The organism is Variovorax fucosicus, from assembly GCF_030316825.1.
GTDB classification, from domain to species: domain Bacteria; phylum Pseudomonadota; class Gammaproteobacteria; order Burkholderiales; family Burkholderiaceae_C; genus Variovorax; species Variovorax fucosicus.
The window spans coordinates 273,691-290,008 of the sequence record NZ_JASZYU010000003.1; the positions used below are offsets into that span (position 1 = coordinate 273,691).

Genomic DNA, 16,318 nt, shown 5'->3' on the forward strand with positions numbered 1-16,318 from the left:
CCACCATGCCAGTCAACAAGCAGATCCATCTCGACAACCGCCCCGAAGGCGAAGCCACCACCGGCAACTTCAAGCTGGTGACCGGCGAAACCCCTGCGCTGCAGGACAACCAGGTGCTGGTGCGCCACCACTACATGAGCCTCGACCCGTACATGCGCGGCCGCATGAACGACTCGAAGAGCTATACCGCCAACCAGCCCGTCGGCCAGGTGTTCCAGGGCGGCACGGTCGGCGAGGTGGTCGAGAGCCGGCACCCCAGATATGCCGTTGGCGACAAGGTCGTCGGCTTCGGCGGCTGGCAGGAATACAGCGTGGTCGATGCCTCGCTGCCCGGTGCGCTCAAGAAGGTCGACACCACCCATGTGCCGCTGTCGCACTACCTCGGCGCGGTCGGCATGCCGGGCGTGACGGCGTGGTACGGCCTGGTCAAGATCATCGCGCCGAAAGAGGGCGAAACCGTCGTCATCACCGCCGCCTCGGGCGCGGTCGGCAGCGCCTTCGGTGCGCTGGCCAAGGCGCGCGGCTGCCGCGTGGTCGGCATTGCAGGCGGGCCGGACAAGTGCAAGTATGTGACCGACGAGCTCGGCTTCGACGCGTGCATCGACTACCGCGCGCACCCGGACGTGAAGAGCATGAGCACGGCGCTGAAAGAAGCCTGCCCCGATGGCATCGACGGCTATTTCGAAAACGTCGGCGGCTACATCTTCGACGCGGTGCTGCTGCGCTGCAATGCGTTTGCGCGCGTGGCGTTGTGCGGAATGATCGCCGGCTACGACGGCGCGCCGATGCCGCTCGCCAACCCGGCGCTGTTCCTGATCAACCGCATCAAGCTCGAAGGCTTTATCGTGAGCGAGCACATGGAAGTCTGGCCCGAGGCGCTGGCGGAGCTCGGCAAGCTGGTGGCCACCGGCAAGCTCAGGCCGCGCGAGTCGATCGCGCAGGGCATCGAGGCGGCGCCGGAGGCCTTCCTGGGCCTGCTCAAGGGCAAGAACTTCGGCAAGCAATTGGTCAAGCTGATCTAGTCTTTACCGCGAAGGGGGTTGGCGATGGAAACGACACACGAAGTCTTCAACCAGCCCGCACCCCTCGCGGGCTACAACCTGTTCGAGACGAACCGAGCCCTGCGCGATGCGCTGAAGTTCAACGCACCCGCGCTGCAGACGGCTGCGCTGCACGAGCTCGGCGAAACCATCGGTTCGCCCGACATGCAGATGCATGCGCGGCTGGCCAACGTGCACGCGCCGCAGCTGCACACGCACGACCGCTTCGGCCGCCGGATCGACGAGGTCGAGTTCCATCCGAGCTATCACGTGCTGATGAAGGCGGCGGTGGGGGCTGGGCTGCATGGCACGCCTTGGGGCAGCCCTCACCCCAGCCCTCTCCCGGAGGGAGAGGGAGCAAATGCCTCCGCACACGTCAAGCGCGCCGCTGGCTTCATGCTCTTCACTGAGCTGGAGCCGTCGATGCTGTGCCCGATCTCGATGAGCTACGCGGTCACGCCGGCGCTGCGCAGCAATGCCGCGATCTACGCCGACTGGGGGCCGAAGCTCACAAGCCTCTGGTACGACCCCGAACTCAAATCTTTCAAGGACAAGCCCGGCGTGACCATGGGCATGGGCATGACCGAGAAGCAGGGTGGATCGGACGTGCGGGCGAACACGACCCGCGCCGTGCGCACCGGCAGCGATGCATGGGGCGAGCGCTACGAGATCACGGGCCACAAGTGGTTCTTCTCCGCGCCGATGTGCGATGCCTTCCTCGTGCTCGCGCAGGCGCCGGCCGGGCTGTCGTGCTTTTTCCTGCCGCGCGTGCTGCCCGACGGCGAACGCAATGCCATCCATATCCAGCGTCTGAAGGACAAGCTCGGCAACAAGGCCAATGCAAGTTCCGAAGTCGAGTTCCACGGCGCCACCGCCTGGGCGGTGGGCGAAGAGGGCCGCGGCATTCCGCAGATCCTCGAAATGGGCACGATGACGCGGCTCGACTGTGCGCTCGGCACCAGCGGCCTGATGCGGCAGGCGCTGAGCCTGGCGCTCAACCACACGGCACAGCGCAGCGCCTTCGGCAAACCGCTGATCGCGCAGCCGCTCATGAAGAACGTGTTGGCCGATCTCGCGCTCGAGAGCGAAGCCGCGACAGCGCTCGTGCTGCGCCTTGCCCGTGCTTTCGACCACCCCGGCGACGAACACGAGCGCGTGATGGCGCGGCTGCTCACGCCGGTCGCCAAGTTCTGGATCTGCAAGCGCGGCAGCCACTTTGCGCAGGAGGCGATGGAGTGCCTTGGCGGCAACGGCTACGTGGAAGAGGGCGGTGAAGGCGTGATGGCGCGCGTCTACCGCGAGATGCCACTCAACTCGATCTGGGAAGGGGCCGGCAACATCATGGCGCTCGACCTGCTGCGTGGCCTGCGCAAGGGCGACGCCGCCGCGGCGCTTGCGAAGGAACTGGCCCCGGCGCGCGGCCAGCACGTGGCACTCGACCGGCTTGCCGACGCGCTGCCGGCACGGGTCGAGGCCATGGCCACCGAGATGGAATCGCGCCGGCTCGCGCAGGACGTGGCGCTGGCCGTGCAGGCCGCGCTGCTCGCGCAGACCGCGCCGCCCGCAGTGGTCGGTGCCTTCTGCGCTTCGCGCCTGGACGGCGACTGGGGCCAGGCCTTCGGCACGCTGGGAACCGGCACCGATTTCGATTCGATCGTCCAGCGCGCGCAGCCGCGCTGAACACTACAGTCAAGCACCCACAGGAACAACAAATGCCCGACCTGATCCTCCACCACTACACCACCTCGCCGTTCTCCGAGAAAGTGCGCCTGATCCTCGGCGCCAAGAAGCTGCCGTGGAAGTCGGTCTTCATCCCGCCGATCATGCCCAAGCCCGATGTGGAAGTGCTCACCGGCGGCTACCGCAAGACGCCGTTCCTGCAGATCGGCGCCGACATGTACTGCGACACCGCGCTGATCGCCGACGTGCTGGAGCACCTTCAACCCGAAGCCACGCTGTATCCCGAGCCCGAGAAGGGCATGTCGCGCATCCTCGCGCAATGGGCCGACACCACCTTGTTCTGGGCCGCCATGGCCTGGAGCCTGCAGCCCGTGGGCGCAGCCGAAGTGTTCGCCAAGGCGCCGCCCGAAGCCGCCAAGGCCTTCGGTGAAGACCGGGGCAAGATGAGTGCCGGCAACATGACACGCCTGCGCCCGGCCGATGCCACGAGCGCCTACAAGTCGTACCTGCGCCGCCTGTCGGACATGCTCGACGACAAGCCCTACCTGCTCGGCGAAGTGCCGTGCATCGCCGATTTCTCGGCCTACCACCCGCTCTGGTACACGCGCCGCATCGAGGCGGTGCGGCGCATTCTCGATCTCACCCCCGCGGTGGTCGACTGGATGGACCGCATGGCAGCCATCGGCCATGGCGTGCCGGAGAAGTTCAGCGCCGACGAGGCCATCGCGGTGGCCAAGGCCGCGAAGCCGCACACGCTGCTGACCGACAGCACCTTCCAGGACGACCATGGCATCGCGCTCGGCAGCCCGGTCACGGTTCGCGCCGAGAGCTTCGGCCTGGAAGAGACGGCCGGCACGCTGGTGGCCGCGACGCGCACGCACTACACGCTGGAGCGCAGCGCCGATCGCGTCGGCACGGTGCACGTGCACTTCCCGCGCATCGGCTACGTGTTGCGCAAGGCAGAGGCCTGAGCGGCTTCGGTTGACGGCGTGACGGGATGAAACGGCGACGCTTGCTCCAGGCCGCAACCGCGGCCCCCTTTCTGTCGGCAACCAGCGGATTCGCCGGCGCGGCCGAAGTGCGTTCGCGGGTTCGACCCGGCGAGGCCGGGTGGCCGCCGGAGGCGCAATGGCGCCAGCTCGGCATGGCGGTCGACGGGGCGCTGATCAAGGTGCAATCGCCGGTCGTCGCCTGCCGCACAGCGCCCGCCAGCGAAGCCTGCGCGCAGCTGTTCAAGTCGCTCAAGAACCCGTACTTCATCGGCGACGACGTGGCCCTCACGCAGACGCTGGGCTGGGTCGACGCCTGGACATCGATGCCCAGCGCCTGGGCGGTGGCGGCGCGCGGCACGGCCGACGTGGTCGCGGCGGTCAACTTCGCGCGCGAGCACCGGCTGCGGCTGGTGGTCAAGGGCGGCGGGCACAGCTACCAGGGCACGTCGAACGCGGCGGATTCCCTGTTGGTCTGGACGCGCAGGATGAACGGCATCCGCCTGCACGATGCATTCGTGGGCGAGGGTTGCACCGGGCCGGGGCAGCGCGCCGTCAGCGTCGAGGCCGGTGCCATCTGGTCGCAGGTGTACGACGCGGTGACCACGCAGGCGGGCGGCTACGTGCAGGGCGGCGGCTGCATGACGGTCGGCGTGGCGGGCCTGGTGCAAAGCGGCGGCTTCGGCAGCTTTTCGAAAGCCTACGGCCTGGCATCGGCGAGCCTGCTCGAAGCCGAAGTCGTCACGGCCGACGGCCAGGTGCGCATCGCCAACGCCTGCTCCCACCCCGAGTTGTTCTGGGGCCTCAAGGGTGGCGGTGGCGGCAGCCTGGGGGTGGTCACGCGCGTCACGCTGCGCGTGCACGAGCTGCCAGAAGACTTCGGGGCGGTGAACCTGACGATCAAGGCCAGCTCGCCGGCCGCGTTTCGCCGCCTGATCGGGATGGTGCTCGACTTCTACCGGCAGGCCTTGATGAACCCGCACTGGGGTGAACAGATCCGCCTGCGCCGCGACAACGTGGTCAAGGTATCGATGGTGTTCCAGGGCCTCACCCGCAGCCAGGCGCAGGCGGTCTGGCAACGGTTTCGCGACGCGCTGGCCCGCGCGCCGGATGAGTTCAGCGTGGAGTTCGCGCCGCTGGCGATCGTGTCCACCTCGGCGCGCGACTTCTGGGCGCCTTCGCTGGTCAAGCGGGTGCTCGGCTTCATGAGCACCGACGACCGCCCGGGCGCGCCGAAGACCAACCTGTTCTGGCCCGGCGACGAGGGGCAGGCGGGCCAGGTGCTGCACGGATTCCAGTCGGCCTGGCTGCCGGCCGCGCTGCTGCGCGAGGATCGGCGGGAGGCGCTGGCCGATGCCCTGTTCGCCGCGACCCGCCACTGGCCGGTTTCCCTGCACTTCAACAAGGGACTGGCCGGCGCACCGCCCGCCGCGATTGCGGCCGCGCGCGACACGGCGATGAACCCTGCCGTGCTCGATGCCTTCGCATTGGTCATCCTTGGGACACAGGGGCAACCTGCCTATCCGGGCGTCGCCGGCCGCGAGCCCGACGTGGCACTGGCGCGCGAGCAGGCACAGGCGCTGGAACGGGCGATGGCCGAGCTGCGCCGGCTGGTGCCCGACGCCGGCTCCTATGTGTCGGAGAGCAACTACTTCGAGGCCAACTGGCAACAATCCTTCTGGGGCGCGAACTATCCGCGGCTGCTGGCGGCGAAGCGCCAATACGACCCCGCCGGCCTGTTCTTCGTGCACCACGGCGTGGGCAGCGAAGCATGGAGTCCCAACGGCTTCACGCGGCTTTAGCAAAAGCACTCATGACCCGCTCGATCACCATTCGACCTGCCGCCCCCGCAGACTACGCCGCCTGGCGGCCGCTCTGGGACGGCTACAACACCTTCTACGGCCGGCATGGCGAAACGGCGCTTGCCGAGCACGTCACGCTGTCGACATGGCAACGCTTCTTCGACCCCGGCGAACCGGTGTTTGCGCTGGTCGCGGAGGACGAGGGGCAGGTCGTTGGCCTCGCGCACTATCTGTACCACCGCAGCATGATCCGGGTCGAAGACGTGTGCTACCTGAGCGACCTGTTCACGCTCCCGACCCTGCGCGGCCGCGGGATCGGACGCTCGCTGATCGAGGGCGTCTACGCGCAGGCCGCGGCGGCCGGTGCGACGCGGGTGTACTGGCAGACCCATGAAAGCAACGCGGCAGGCCGGCTGCTCTACGACAAGGTGGCCAGCCACCAAGGGTCTCTGGTGTACGTGCGCGAGCTGTAGGCGTCGCCCGCAAGACAGGCAAATCGGGGCCGGTGCGGGTTCAATACCCGGCATGCCAGAGACATCAACCGACGAAGGACAGCTTTCATGATTCAGGATTTCAAGGGCAAGACCGCCGTACTCACCGGCGCAGGCTCGGGCTTCGGGCTCGAATGCGCGCGCATCGGCGCCGCCCGCGGCATGAACCTGGTGCTGGTCGACGTGCAGCAGGACGCGCTCGACAAGGCCCGGGTCGAGATGGAGGCCGCCGGTGCGCAGGTGTTGGCGCGCAAGGTCGATGTGGCCGATGCCGCGCAGATGGAGCAGCTCGCCGCCGACGTCAAGGCGCGCTTCGGTGCGCCGCATTTCGTCTTCAACAACGCCGGTGTCGGCGCGGGCGGCCTGGTGTGGGAAAACACCGTGGCCGATTGGGAATGGGTGCTGGGCGTCGACGTGTGGGGCGTGATCCACGGCGTGCGCCTGTTCACGCCGATGATGCTGGAGGCCGCCGCCAAGGATCCGTCGTACCGCGGGCACATCACCAACACGGCAAGCATGGCCGGCCTGCTGACGCCGCCGAACATGGGCATCTACAACGCGGCCAAGGCGGCGGTGGTGAGCCTCACCGAAACGCTGTACCAGGACTTGACGCTCGTCACCGACCAGATCGGCGCCAGCCTGCTGTGCCCTTACTTCGTGCCCACCGGCATCACCAGCAGCGAGCGCAACCGACCGAACGCGCCGAAGAACGACGAGCTCACCCGCAGCCAGCTCATCGGCCAGGCCATGAGCAACAAGGCCGTGAGCAGCGGCAAGGTCACCGCCGTCGAAGTGGCGAACAAGGTGTTCGACGCGATCACTGCCAACCAGTTCTACGTGTTCAGCCACCCCAAGGCGCTGGGCAATGTGAAGAGCCGCATGGAAAACATCGTGTCCATGACCAACCCGGCCGATCCGTTCCTGGAGCGGCCCGACATCGGCGCCGGCTTGCGCGCGGCGCTGCGCGCGAGCTGATTCCGGCTTCGGGCGCCGTCAGCGGGGCGCACTGCCCGTTGCTGTGACCAGCCGGGTCAGCAGCGCGAGCTGCTCCGTCTGCAGCGCCAGCAGTTGCTGCCACTGCGCTTCGCGCAGCTGGTCGACCTTGTCGTGCAGCAGCATGATTTCCAGCTCGGCCTTGAGGTTGACCTCGTAGTCGTGCTCGGCCTGGACGCGGTCTTTTTCAGACTGGCGGTTCTGCGACATCAGGATGATCGGCGCCTGGATGGCGGCCAGCATCGAGAGGAACAGGTTCAGCAGGATGTAGGGGTAGGGGTCGAAGCTGCTGCCGCGCGTTGCGGCAAGCACGGCATTGAGCCCGACCCAGACCAGCATCGTGGCCGCGAAGAGCCCGACGAAAGTCCAGGAGCCACCGAACCGCGCCACCGCGTCGGCTGCGCGCTGTCCCACGCTCTGGCCGGATTCGAGTTCCCGGGCGATGTTGCGCGCGATGTGGGTGCGCTGTGCGATATGCCGCGCGACCGTTCTGGCCGGCGCGTCGTCGCGAGACGCATCACTCGTGGACGCAGCGGGTTCCTTGTGTTTGCGCATGGTTTGGCTCCTTTCACACAGGCCTTGCAACCTGGCCGGCGCGCTCAGCTCGCCCAGCGCCAGTCGAGGATTTCCGGCATGTCTTCTCCGTGCCGCCTGATGTACGCATGGTGCTCGAGCAGGCGGTCGCGCAGGTGCTGCTGCACATGGCCTGCGCTGTTGCGCACGCGTGCCACGCGGTCGATCGCGTCGGCGGCGAGGTGAAAGCGGTCCAGCTCGTTCAGCACCGTCATGTCGAACGGCGTGGTGGTCGTGCCTTCTTCCTGGTAGCCGTGCACGTGGAAGCTGCCGTGGTTGGTGCGCTTGTAGGTGAGCCGGTGGATCAGCGCCGGGTAGCCGTGGAACGCGAAGATCACCGGTGCATCGGTGGTGAAGATCGAATCGAACACCGCATCCGGCAGGCCGTGCGGGTGCGCCGAAGGCGACTGCATCGCCATCAGGTCGACCACGTTGACCACCCGCACCTTCAGGTCCGGCAACTGCTCGCGCAGCAGCTGCACTGCCGCCAGGGTCTCGAGCGTCGGCACATCGCCGGCGCAAGCCATCACCACGTCGGGCGCCACGCCGGCGTCGTTGCTGGCCCAGTCCCAGATGCCCAGGCCCACGCTGCAGTGGCGGATCGCCGCATCGATGTCGAGCCACTGCGGCGCCGGCGCCTTGCCCGCGACGATCACGTTCACATAGTCGCGGCTGCGCAGGCAATGGTCGGTCACCGAGAGCAGGGTGTTCGCGTCGGGCGGCAGGTAGACGCGCACCACCTCGGCCTTCTTGTTGACCACGTGGTCGATGAAGCCCGGGTCCTGGTGGCTGAAGCCGTTGTGATCCTGCTGCCAGACGTGGCTGGTCAGCAGGTAGTTGAGCGATGCGACCGGCCGCCGCCACGGAATGCCGCGCGTCACCTTCAGCCATTTGGCATGCTGGTTGAACATCGAGTCGATGATGTGGATGAAGGCCTCGTAGCACGAGAAGAAGCCATGCCGCCCGGTCAGCAGGTAGCCCTCGAGCCAGCCTTGGCACAGGTGCTCGCTGAGCACCTCCATCACGCGGCCATCGGGCGCGAGGTGGTCGTCGCTGGCGCGGATCTCGGCGGTGGAGGTGCGGTCGGTCACCTCGAACACCGCGCCCAGCCGGTTCGACGTGGTCTCGTCCGGCCCCATGATCCGGAAGTTGCGGTCGCCGGCGCTGAGCCGCATCACCTCGCGCAGATAGTTGCCCGTGACGCGCGTCGCTTCGCCACGCGTGGCGCCGGGCCGGTCGACCGCCAGCGCGTGCTCGCGAAAGTCGGGCAGTGCCAGTGCCTTCAGCAGCAGGCCGCCGTTGGCATGCGGGTTCGCGCTCATGCGGCGCGTTCCTTCGGGCGACAGCGCAGCGATGTCGGGGCGCAGGGTGCCTGCCGCATCGAACAGTTCTTCGGGCCGGTAGCTGCGCATCCAGTCTTCGAGCAGACCGACGTGCGCAGGCTTGTCGGCAAAGCCCGTCAACGGCACCTGGTGCGCGCGCTGCGTGTCTTCGATGGGCAGCCCGTCGACCACCTTCGGCCCGGTCCACCCCTTGGGCGAGCGCAGCACGATCATCGGCCAGTGCCGCCGCTGGCTGAAGCCGTCCTGGCGCGCCTCCACCTGAATCGCGCGGATCACGTCGAGGGCGGTATCGAGCGCCGCGGCCATCAGCCGGTGCATCGCTTCGGGCTCATGCCCCGAGACGAAATGCGGCTCGTAACCGTAGCCGCGCATCAATTGGGCCAGCTCCTCGTCGCCGATGCGCGCGAGCACTGTCGGGCCGGCGATCTTGTAGCCGTTGAGGTGCAGGATCGGTAGCACCGCGCCGTCGCTGGCCGGGTTCAGGAACTTGTTCGAATGCCAGCTCGCGGCCAATGCGCCGGTTTCGGCCTCGCCGTCGCCGATCACGCAGCAGGCCAGCAGGTCGGGGTTGTCGAACACGGCGCCGTAGGCATGCAGCAGCGAGTAGCCGAGCTCGCCGCCTTCGTGGATCGATCCCGGCGTTTCGGGTGCGACGTGGCTCGGAATGCCGCCCGGAAACGAGAACTGCGTGAACAGCCGCTTCATGCCCTCGGCATTGCAGCCGACGTGCGGATAGACCTCGCTGTAGCTGCCTTCGAGCCAGGTGTTGGCCACCACGCCGGGGCCGCCGTGGCCCGGCCCTGCGATGAAGATCGCATCGAGGTCGCGCGCCTTGATCGCGCGGTTCATGTGCGCGTAGACGAAGTTGAGGCCCGGCGTGGTGCCCCAGTGACCGAGCAGGCGCGGCTTGATGTGCGCCAGCGTCAGCGGCTCGCGCAGCAGCGGGTTGTCCATCAGGTAGATCTGGCCTGCCGAAAGGTAGTTGGCGGCGCGCCACCAGGCATCCAGCAGGTCGAAGTTTTCGGGCGGCGAAGGGTTGGGAGAAGGTGTCATGAGGGTCGGATCCGTTGAGGTGGGGTGCAGAGGACTTCGCAGGCTTCTTCTGCGATCACCTGCTCCTCGTCGGTGGGCATGACGAACAGCGCGAGCCGGCTGTCGGCCGCGTCGATGCGTTCGCGCTGCGCGCTGTTGGCCGCAGTGTCGATGCGGGCGCCGAGCCAGGCAAGATGCGTACAAATCGTTTCGCGAACCGTCGGCTGGTGCGCGCCGATACCGGCCGTGAAGACGATCGCATTGAGCCCGCCGAGCGTGGTCGCAGTGGCTGCGATCTCGCGGGCCGTGCGCAGCGCCAGCAGCGCCAGCGCTTCGCCGGCTTCGGGTGCGTCGCTGGCCACCAACTCGCGGCTGTCGGCCGAGAGGCCCGACACGCCCAGCAGCCCGGCACGGTGGTAGAGCATGTCTTCCAGCGCGTCGACCGACATGCCGCGTTCCTTTTGCAGGTGCAGCAGCACGCCGGGATCGAGCGCGCCGGCGCGCGTGGCCATCGGAATGCCATCGAGTGTCGAAAACGACATGCTGGTGTCACGGCTCTTGCCGGCTTCCAGGCCACACAGGCTGGCGCCGCTGCCGAGATGCGCCACCACCACGCGGCCGGCGGCCGCCTGCGGATGCCGGCGCTGCAGTTGCGCGGCGATGTACTTGTACGAAAGGCCGTGAAAACCGTAGCGCTTGATGCCCTCGTCGAACAGCGCGCGCGGCAACGCGAAGCGCCGCACCAGATCGCTCTGGGTGCGGTGGAAGGCAGTGTCGAACGAGGCGGTCTGTGGCAGCTTCGGCCGCAGGCGGCGCAGCGCGCGGATCAGGCGCAGGCTCTGCGGCTGGTGCAGGGGTGCCAGCGGTGCCAGGGCCTCGATGGCAGCCAGCGTTTCGTCAGTGACGAGTGTCGGCCCGGCAAAGCGGTCGCCGCCGTGCACCACGCGGTGTGCCACCGCCGCCAGTTCATCGATCGCGAAATGGCGGGCCAGCCAACCCAGCGTTTCCTCGAGCACCTCATGCAGGTCTTCGGTAACGGCGGCCTTGAGTTTCACATCGTCGACGCGCGACCCTTGCTCGAGGTGCAGCGACAGCGGCGCATGGCGCAGATCGATCAGGCAGCGGCCGAAAGCGCGCGGCGCACCGCTCTCGACCGCGAACAGCCCGAGCTTGATCGTCGACGAGCCGGGATTGAAGCTCAGGAGAACGTCGCGGGCCATGGGCACATGATGCGGTGTGCCCGTGGCCGACGCTGTCAGGAATGGGCCCGATTGGCGTGACTTGGAGGGTCCGGGGTGGGATCAGGGCGGCCTACCCCACAGGCCCTACCCCGAAACGCCAAGAGAGAAGCACAAGCCCCATCGGCGGTAGGCCGTCCGAGGACTGGCGCGCTGGGCGCACAAGGTGAACCATCGACGCATCTATGCCGGCTCACTCCGACCCGGCCGAACCACATTCGGATTCACCATGGTCACACGTTATTTTTTCGCACCACCGCTCGCGTTGCTGCTGGCGGCAAGCCTCGCTGGCTGCGGCCCCTCGGGCGGTCAGCCGACGGCTGCGTCCACCACCTCTGCCGACCCGACGCCATACCAGAACGTCATGGGCATCATCTCGGATGCCGAGAAGTTTCCCGCCGCGGGCGACGACCTGACGATGTACATCGGCGACCGCTTCGCCGAGGTCGAAAAGCAGCTGCTCCTCAGCCGGGTCGAGGGCACACCTGCCGCGCCCTCGTTCTAGCCGCCGTGCCGGCTCAAACAGGCGCCGGACTGCGCTCGGAAAACTGCCCGTTCCAGTACGGGTAGTAGGGGTAGGGCGGCGTCGTGGCACTCGCCGCATCGAGCCGCTTCACCTGGTCGGCCGTGAGCTGCCAGCCCAACGCGCCCAGGTTCTGCCGCAACTGAACCGCGTCGCGCGCACCGATCAGCACGCTCGCCACCGTCGGGCGTTGCAGCAGCCAGTTGAGCGCGATCTGCGGCAGGGTCTTGCCGGTTTCTTCGGCCACGATGTCCATGGCATCGACCACACGGTACAGATGCTCGTCGACCACCGGGGGTGCGAAGCCGGCCGTCTCGTGCAGGCGGCTGCCTTCGGGCAGCGGCTGGCCGCGCCGCACCTTGCCGGTGAGCCGGCCCCATCCGAGCGGGCTCCAGACGATGGCACCCACGCCCTGGTCGATGCCCAGCGGCATCAGCTCGTATTCGTAGTCGCGCCCGATCAGCGAGTAGTAGGTCTGGTTGGCCACATAGCGCTGCAGGCCGAGCCGGTCGGCGGCCGCGAGCGACTTCATCAGTTGCCAGCCCGAGAAGTTCGACACGCCGATGTAGCGCACCTTGCCGTCGCGCACCAGGTCGTCGAGCGTGCGCAGCACCTGCTCGACCGGCGTCATCGCGTCGAAGGCATGGAGCTGCAGGATGTCGATGTGGTCGGTGTCGAGCCGCTTCAGCGCGGCGTGCGTCGCCTCGATCAGGTGGTGGCGCGACGCGCCCACGTCGTTCGGCCCGTCGCCCATGCGCAGCGAGAGCTTGGTCGAAATGATGGCCTGGCCGCGCCGGCCCTTGAGTGCGGCGCCGAGGATGCTTTCCGATGCGCCGTTCGAATAAACGTCGGCCGTGTCGAACAGGCTCACGCCGGCTTCGAGGCAGATGTCGACGATGCTGCGCGCGCCGGCCACGTCGGTGTTGCCCCAGGCACTGAAGAGCGGGCCTTGCCCGCCGAAGGTGCCGGCGCCGAAGCCGAGGGCGGGCACCTTGAAGCCGGAGTTGCCGAGCAGGCGTTGTTCCATGGAGTTTCCTTGAGTTGATGAATTTCAGGCCGAAAGTCAGGCCGAGGTTCAGGCGTTAACCGCGACACCTTGCGGCGATGCGCTGCGCCTGTCCAGCGCACGGCTCCAGAGCGCGATACCGAGGCCCGCGAGCGTCAGCAGAGCTGCGGCCCGGCCCAGCGCCACGAGGCCCGGGCCGCGCTCGATCACCATGCCACCGACCCAGGCGCCGAGGGCATTGCCGAGATTGAAGGCCGCGATGTTCAGGCTCGAGGCCAGGTTCTGGCCTGCGCCGGCCGCCTTCTCCAGCACGCGCAACTGCAACGGCGCGACGGTGGCGAAGGACGCGATGCCGAGCAGCACGATGAACACCATGGTGGGCACCGGCATGCGAATCACGAGATCCATTGCGCCGAGCACCAGCGCCATCGCCGCCAGCGTGCCGAGCAGGGCAGGCACCAGCGCCCGGTCGGCCAGCTTGCCACCCAGCAGGTTGCCGATGGCCAGGCCGCCGCCGAACAGCAACAGCACCGGCGACACGGCCGCGTCGGACAGGCCGGTGACGCGCGTGAGCAGCGGCTGGATGTAGGTGAACACCACGAACAGGCCGGCAAAGCCGAGCACCGTGATGGCCAGGCCGAGCCACAGCTGCGGCCGGGCCAGCACGGCAAGCTCGTCGCGCAGCGCGGTGGCCGGGGCACCGATCTTGGCATCGCGCGGCACGAACAGCGCGAGCACCGCGAAGGCGACGACGCCGATCACGGCCACGGCCCAGAACGCCGAGCGCCAGCCGAAGTGCAAGCCCAACCAGGCGCCCGCCGGCACACCGAGGATGGTGGCGGCCGTCAATCCGGTGAACATGATCGCGATGGCCGAAGCGCGCCGCTCGGGCGCCACCAGCCCGGTCGCGACCACCGCGCCGACGCCGAAGAAGGTGCCGTGCGCCAGCGAGGTGACCACGCGGGCGGCCATCAACGCCTCGTAGCTGGGCGCGAGTGCACAGGCGATGTTGCCGAGCGTGAAGATCGCCATCAGCGCGAGCAGCACGGTCTTGCGTGCCATGCGGCGGGTGGCGAGGGTCAGCACCGGCGCGCCGACCGCGACCCCGAGCGCATAGCCCGAGATCAGCAGGCCGGCGGCCGGGAGGGAGACATGGAAATCCGTCGACACCTGCAGCAGCAGGCCCATGATGACGAACTCGGTGGTGCCGATACCGAAGGCACCGGCGGTGAGGGCGAAGAGGGCGATGGGCATGCTTGTTACTGTGCGGCTCAGGCTGGCTTTCGACCAGTCCGCCATTCGGACAAGCACTTGTGACCTGAAGTCATCAATGCGCCACATCGGGGAGAGACATATAATGTACAGACCGTACAGAAAGAAGCAGCAGCATGGCTTTGCGCACGATAGGGCTCGAACAGGGCCGCAGCACACTTCCTCAACTGGCGTCGCGCGCGCACGCGGGCGAGCCGAGCCTGCTCACGCGGCACGGCAAGCCCTATGCGGCCATCGTGTCGCCCGAGATGCTCAACAAGGCCCGCCCGCGTGCGCGCTTCCTGGTCTTGCGGGGCAGTGGCAAGGGTCTGTGGAGCGAGTCGCCCGCCACGGATGTCGCAGCGCTGCGCAACGAATGGGATTGACATGGCGACCCGCAAGAAGACCGCAGGCCGGCCTGCCGCCGTCCGGTCGATGCGTTGGGGTGGCCTGAACGAGGGCGATCTGGTGGTGGTGGACTCGGCACCGCTGATCTACCTGCTCGACGACCATCCGGAATTCGGCCCTCGTTTCGAAGGCTTGTTCGAGGCGTACGAGCGGGGTGCCCTGCAGATCGCCATTTCGACGATCGCCATCGCGGAAGTGCTGGCCGGCCCCTTCAAGCACGGCCGGGACGTACTGGCCAAGCGCTATGAAAGAGCGCTCAGCGGCTTCGAAGTGGTGCCGGTCTCGCAGGAGATCGCCGTCACCGCTGCCCGCCTGCGCGTGAGCACCGGCCTGCGGTTGCCGGATGCGCTGCAAGCGGCCACTGCACTGGAAGTGGGCGCCGTAGCCCTGGTCACGCACGACCGAGATTTCTCGCGCCTCGAGGGTTTGCGCATCGTGCTCGGCGACGGCGCCTGAGACGAGGTCGCGCCGCCATGCCCCGCATCGACGTCAACCGTTCCGGCGAGATGGAAGCCTTCGTGCAGGTGGTCGAGCGCGACGGTTTCTCGGCCGCTGCGCGGCAGCTCGGGATGACGCCCTCGGCGGTGAGCAAGCTGGTCGGCCGGCTCGAAGCGCGGCTTGCCACGCAGCTGGTGCACCGCTCCACGCGCAAGCTGCAGCTCACGCCCGAGGGCAAGCATTTCTATGAACGCAGCGTGCAGGTGCTGGCCGACATGGACGAGGCCGAGCGCTGCGCGGCGGCCGGTGCGGCGCCGCGCGGTCGCGTAAGCATCAATGCCAGCGTGCCGTTCGGCGAGCTGGTGCTGCTGCCGCTGGTGCCGCGCTTTCTTGAACAGCATCCGCAGGTGACGCTCGACGTGACCCTGACCGACCGCGTGGTCGACCTGATGGACGAGCGCACCGACGTGGCCGTGCGCTGGGGGCAACTGCCGGCATCGGATCTGGTCGCGCGCCGGCTTGGCGACACGGGCCAGGCCATCGTCGCATCACCGGCCTACCTGGCGCGTTGCGGCACCCCGCGCACGCCGCAGGAACTCGAGGCGCACAACCGGCTGGGCTCCAACTACCGCCGCAACCTGCCGGACTGGCCCTTGCAGGTCGACGGACGGGCGGTGCTGGTGCCGGTGGCCGGCAATGCACGCGCCGGCGACGGCGCCACCCTGCGCCGGCTGGCGCTCGATGGGGTCGGCCTTGCCCGGCTGTCGCTCTACCACGTGCAGCCCGACATCGATGCCGGGCGGCTGGTGCCGGTGCTGGAAGAATTCAACCCGCACGAGCGCGAGCCCATGCATGCGGTCTACCTCGGCAAGCCAGGCCGGCTGCCGGCGCGCGTGCGGGCGCTGCTCGATTTCCTGGTCGCGAACGTGGTGCTGGCATGAGCGAAATGGAAAGCGGCGGCTGCGCAGTGTTCGACACCGCCATCGGCACCTGCGGCATCGCCTGGAACGCACAAGCCGTCATTGCGGTGCAACTGCCCGAAGCGACGGCCGCTGGCACGCGCGAGCGCATGCTGCGCTCGACCGGCGCGCTGCCGGAGAGCACGCCGCCGCCCTTCGTGCAGGCCGCCATCGAAGGCGTGCAGGCGTTGATGCAGGGCGCCCCGCGCGACCTGTGCGAAGTGCCGCTCGACATGACTGGCGTGCCCGAATTCCACCAGCGCGTGTATGCCATCGCGCGCCGCATCGCGCCCGGCCAGTTGCGCACCTATGGCGATGTGGCCGAAGAACTCGGTGACAAGGGCCTGTCGCGCGCGGTCGGGCAGGCGCTCGGCCGCAACCCCTTCGCGCCGATCGTTCCGTGCCATCGCGTGGTCGCGGCCAACGGCAAGCCCGGTGGCTTCTCGGGTGGCGGTGGTGCGCTGACCAAGCTGCGCATGCTGGCCATCGAAGGTGCCGCACCCGGCGGCACGCCGTCGCTGTTCGACTGAAACAAACAACCAACCCAAGGAA

16 protein-coding genes are annotated in these 16,318 nt (G+C 68.1%); 11 read left to right on the forward strand and 5 right to left on the reverse strand.

From position 1 onward, the window contains the following. Positions 1 to 5 precede the first annotated feature (5 nt). The 6 genes from QTI05_RS18915 (at position 6) to QTI05_RS18940 (ending at position 6,977) form a co-directional block, all read left to right on the forward strand. Positions 6 to 1,022 carry an NADP-dependent oxidoreductase gene (locus QTI05_RS18915; protein WP_286620226.1) on the forward strand — a complete coding sequence of 339 codons (1,017 nt, stop codon included), beginning with the start codon at positions 6 to 8 and terminating at the stop codon, positions 1,020 to 1,022. Positions 1,023 to 1,046: 24 nt separating this feature from the next. Further along, positions 1,047 to 2,720, forward strand: coding sequence for an isovaleryl-CoA dehydrogenase (locus tag QTI05_RS18920; RefSeq protein WP_286620227.1), 1,674 nt, complete (start codon positions 1,047 to 1,049; stop codon positions 2,718 to 2,720). Between the two features lie 32 nt (positions 2,721 to 2,752). After that, complete coding sequence (locus QTI05_RS18925) at positions 2,753 to 3,691, forward strand: glutathione S-transferase family protein (protein WP_286620229.1); 939 nt, start codon at positions 2,753 to 2,755, stop codon at positions 3,689 to 3,691. A 26-nt stretch (positions 3,692 to 3,717) separates the two neighbouring features. Then, positions 3,718 to 5,511 carry an FAD-dependent oxidoreductase gene (locus QTI05_RS18930; protein WP_286620231.1) on the forward strand — a complete coding sequence of 598 codons (1,794 nt, stop codon included), beginning with the start codon at positions 3,718 to 3,720 and terminating at the stop codon, positions 5,509 to 5,511. 11 nt (positions 5,512 to 5,522) lie between these two features. After that, entirely contained in the window at positions 5,523 to 5,984 is a 462-nt protein-coding gene (locus QTI05_RS18935; RefSeq protein ID WP_286620232.1) for a GNAT family N-acetyltransferase, read from the forward strand. Between the two features lie 87 nt (positions 5,985 to 6,071). After that, positions 6,072 to 6,977 (forward strand): SDR family oxidoreductase, encoded by a 906-nt coding sequence (locus QTI05_RS18940; RefSeq protein ID WP_286620233.1) that lies wholly within the window; start codon positions 6,072 to 6,074, stop codon positions 6,975 to 6,977. An 18-nt stretch (positions 6,978 to 6,995) separates the two neighbouring features. Here QTI05_RS18940 and QTI05_RS18945 read toward each other — a convergent pair whose 3' ends face one another. Genes QTI05_RS18945 through QTI05_RS18955 form a run of 3 tightly spaced genes read right to left on the reverse strand, consistent with a single transcriptional unit; the run spans position 6,996 to position 11,163 of the window. After that, entirely contained in the window at positions 6,996 to 7,550 is a 555-nt protein-coding gene (locus QTI05_RS18945; RefSeq protein WP_286620235.1) for a DUF1003 domain-containing protein, read from the reverse strand. Positions 7,551 to 7,594: 44 nt separating this feature from the next. Further along, on the reverse strand, positions 7,595 to 9,964 hold the full coding sequence (locus QTI05_RS18950; RefSeq protein ID WP_286620237.1) for a phosphoketolase family protein: 2,370 nt from the start codon (positions 9,962 to 9,964) through the stop codon (positions 7,595 to 7,597). Next, complete coding sequence (locus tag QTI05_RS18955; RefSeq protein ID WP_286620238.1) at positions 9,961 to 11,163, reverse strand: acetate/propionate family kinase; 1,203 nt, start codon at positions 11,161 to 11,163, stop codon at positions 9,961 to 9,963. The genes QTI05_RS18950 and QTI05_RS18955 overlap by 4 nt, the downstream gene beginning before the upstream one ends. A gap of 247 nt (positions 11,164 to 11,410) precedes the next feature. Between QTI05_RS18955 and QTI05_RS18960 the strand changes: the two genes are divergently transcribed. After that, positions 11,411 to 11,686, forward strand: coding sequence for a hypothetical protein (locus tag QTI05_RS18960; protein ID WP_286620240.1), 276 nt, complete (start codon positions 11,411 to 11,413; stop codon positions 11,684 to 11,686). 13 nt (positions 11,687 to 11,699) lie between these two features. On the opposite strand, the gene QTI05_RS18965 is transcribed toward QTI05_RS18960, so the two are convergent. After that, the gene (locus QTI05_RS18965; RefSeq protein WP_286620242.1) at positions 11,700 to 12,731 is read right to left on the reverse strand and encodes an aldo/keto reductase; all 1,032 of its coding nucleotides are present in this window, start codon (positions 12,729 to 12,731) and stop codon (positions 11,700 to 11,702) included. Between the two features lie 48 nt (positions 12,732 to 12,779). Then, positions 12,780 to 13,964: an MFS transporter gene (locus QTI05_RS18970; protein ID WP_286620243.1), complete on the reverse strand. Its 1,185-nt coding sequence runs from the start codon at positions 13,962 to 13,964 to the stop codon at positions 12,780 to 12,782. A 134-nt stretch (positions 13,965 to 14,098) separates the two neighbouring features. On the opposite strand from QTI05_RS18970, the gene QTI05_RS18975 reads away from it, so the two are divergent. Genes QTI05_RS18975 through QTI05_RS18990 form a run of 4 tightly spaced genes read left to right on the forward strand, consistent with a single transcriptional unit; the run spans position 14,099 to position 16,296 of the window. Beyond that, complete coding sequence (locus QTI05_RS18975; RefSeq protein WP_286544100.1) at positions 14,099 to 14,347, forward strand: type II toxin-antitoxin system Phd/YefM family antitoxin; 249 nt, start codon at positions 14,099 to 14,101, stop codon at positions 14,345 to 14,347. A gap of 1 nt (position 14,348) precedes the next feature. After that, a complete protein-coding gene (locus tag QTI05_RS18980) occupies positions 14,349 to 14,825 on the forward strand; it encodes a type II toxin-antitoxin system VapC family toxin (protein ID WP_286544101.1) in 477 nt (158 codons plus the stop codon). A gap of 17 nt (positions 14,826 to 14,842) precedes the next feature. Further along, on the forward strand, positions 14,843 to 15,748 hold the full coding sequence (locus QTI05_RS18985; RefSeq protein WP_286620244.1) for a LysR family transcriptional regulator: 906 nt from the start codon (positions 14,843 to 14,845) through the stop codon (positions 15,746 to 15,748). Next, on the forward strand, positions 15,745 to 16,296 hold the full coding sequence (locus tag QTI05_RS18990) for a methylated-DNA--[protein]-cysteine S-methyltransferase (RefSeq protein ID WP_286620245.1): 552 nt from the start codon (positions 15,745 to 15,747) through the stop codon (positions 16,294 to 16,296). Before QTI05_RS18985 ends, QTI05_RS18990 begins: the two co-directional genes overlap by 4 nt. The last annotated feature ends 22 nt before the right edge of the window (positions 16,297 to 16,318 follow it).

What these genes read in the sequence shown, in the direction of transcription:
- QTI05_RS18915 (WP_286620226.1), top strand. Translation starts at nt 6, where the DNA reads ATGCCAGTCAACAAGCAGATCCATCTCGACAACCGCCCCGAAGGCGAA.
- QTI05_RS18920 (WP_286620227.1), top strand. Translation starts at nt 1,047, where the DNA reads ATGGAAACGACACACGAAGTCTTCAACCAGCCCGCACCCCTCGCGGGC.
- QTI05_RS18925 (WP_286620229.1), top strand. Translation starts at nt 2,753, where the DNA reads ATGCCCGACCTGATCCTCCACCACTACACCACCTCGCCGTTCTCCGAG.
- QTI05_RS18930 (WP_286620231.1), top strand. Translation starts at nt 3,718, where the DNA reads ATGAAACGGCGACGCTTGCTCCAGGCCGCAACCGCGGCCCCCTTTCTG.
- QTI05_RS18935 (WP_286620232.1), top strand. Translation starts at nt 5,523, where the DNA reads ATGACCCGCTCGATCACCATTCGACCTGCCGCCCCCGCAGACTACGCC.
- QTI05_RS18940 (WP_286620233.1), top strand. Translation starts at nt 6,072, where the DNA reads ATGATTCAGGATTTCAAGGGCAAGACCGCCGTACTCACCGGCGCAGGC.
- QTI05_RS18945 (WP_286620235.1), bottom strand. Translation starts at nt 7,550, where the DNA reads ATGCGCAAACACAAGGAACCCGCTGCGTCCACGAGTGATGCGTCTCGC.
- QTI05_RS18950 (WP_286620237.1), bottom strand. Translation starts at nt 9,964, where the DNA reads ATGACACCTTCTCCCAACCCTTCGCCGCCCGAAAACTTCGACCTGCTG.
- QTI05_RS18955 (WP_286620238.1), bottom strand. Translation starts at nt 11,163, where the DNA reads ATGGCCCGCGACGTTCTCCTGAGCTTCAATCCCGGCTCGTCGACGATC.
- QTI05_RS18960 (WP_286620240.1), top strand. Translation starts at nt 11,411, where the DNA reads ATGGTCACACGTTATTTTTTCGCACCACCGCTCGCGTTGCTGCTGGCG.
- QTI05_RS18965 (WP_286620242.1), bottom strand. Translation starts at nt 12,731, where the DNA reads ATGGAACAACGCCTGCTCGGCAACTCCGGCTTCAAGGTGCCCGCCCTC.
- QTI05_RS18970 (WP_286620243.1), bottom strand. Translation starts at nt 13,964, where the DNA reads ATGCCCATCGCCCTCTTCGCCCTCACCGCCGGTGCCTTCGGTATCGGC.
- QTI05_RS18975 (WP_286544100.1), top strand. Translation starts at nt 14,099, where the DNA reads ATGGCTTTGCGCACGATAGGGCTCGAACAGGGCCGCAGCACACTTCCT.
- QTI05_RS18980 (WP_286544101.1), top strand. Translation starts at nt 14,349, where the DNA reads ATGGCGACCCGCAAGAAGACCGCAGGCCGGCCTGCCGCCGTCCGGTCG.
- QTI05_RS18985 (WP_286620244.1), top strand. Translation starts at nt 14,843, where the DNA reads ATGCCCCGCATCGACGTCAACCGTTCCGGCGAGATGGAAGCCTTCGTG.
- QTI05_RS18990 (WP_286620245.1), top strand. Translation starts at nt 15,745, where the DNA reads ATGAGCGAAATGGAAAGCGGCGGCTGCGCAGTGTTCGACACCGCCATC.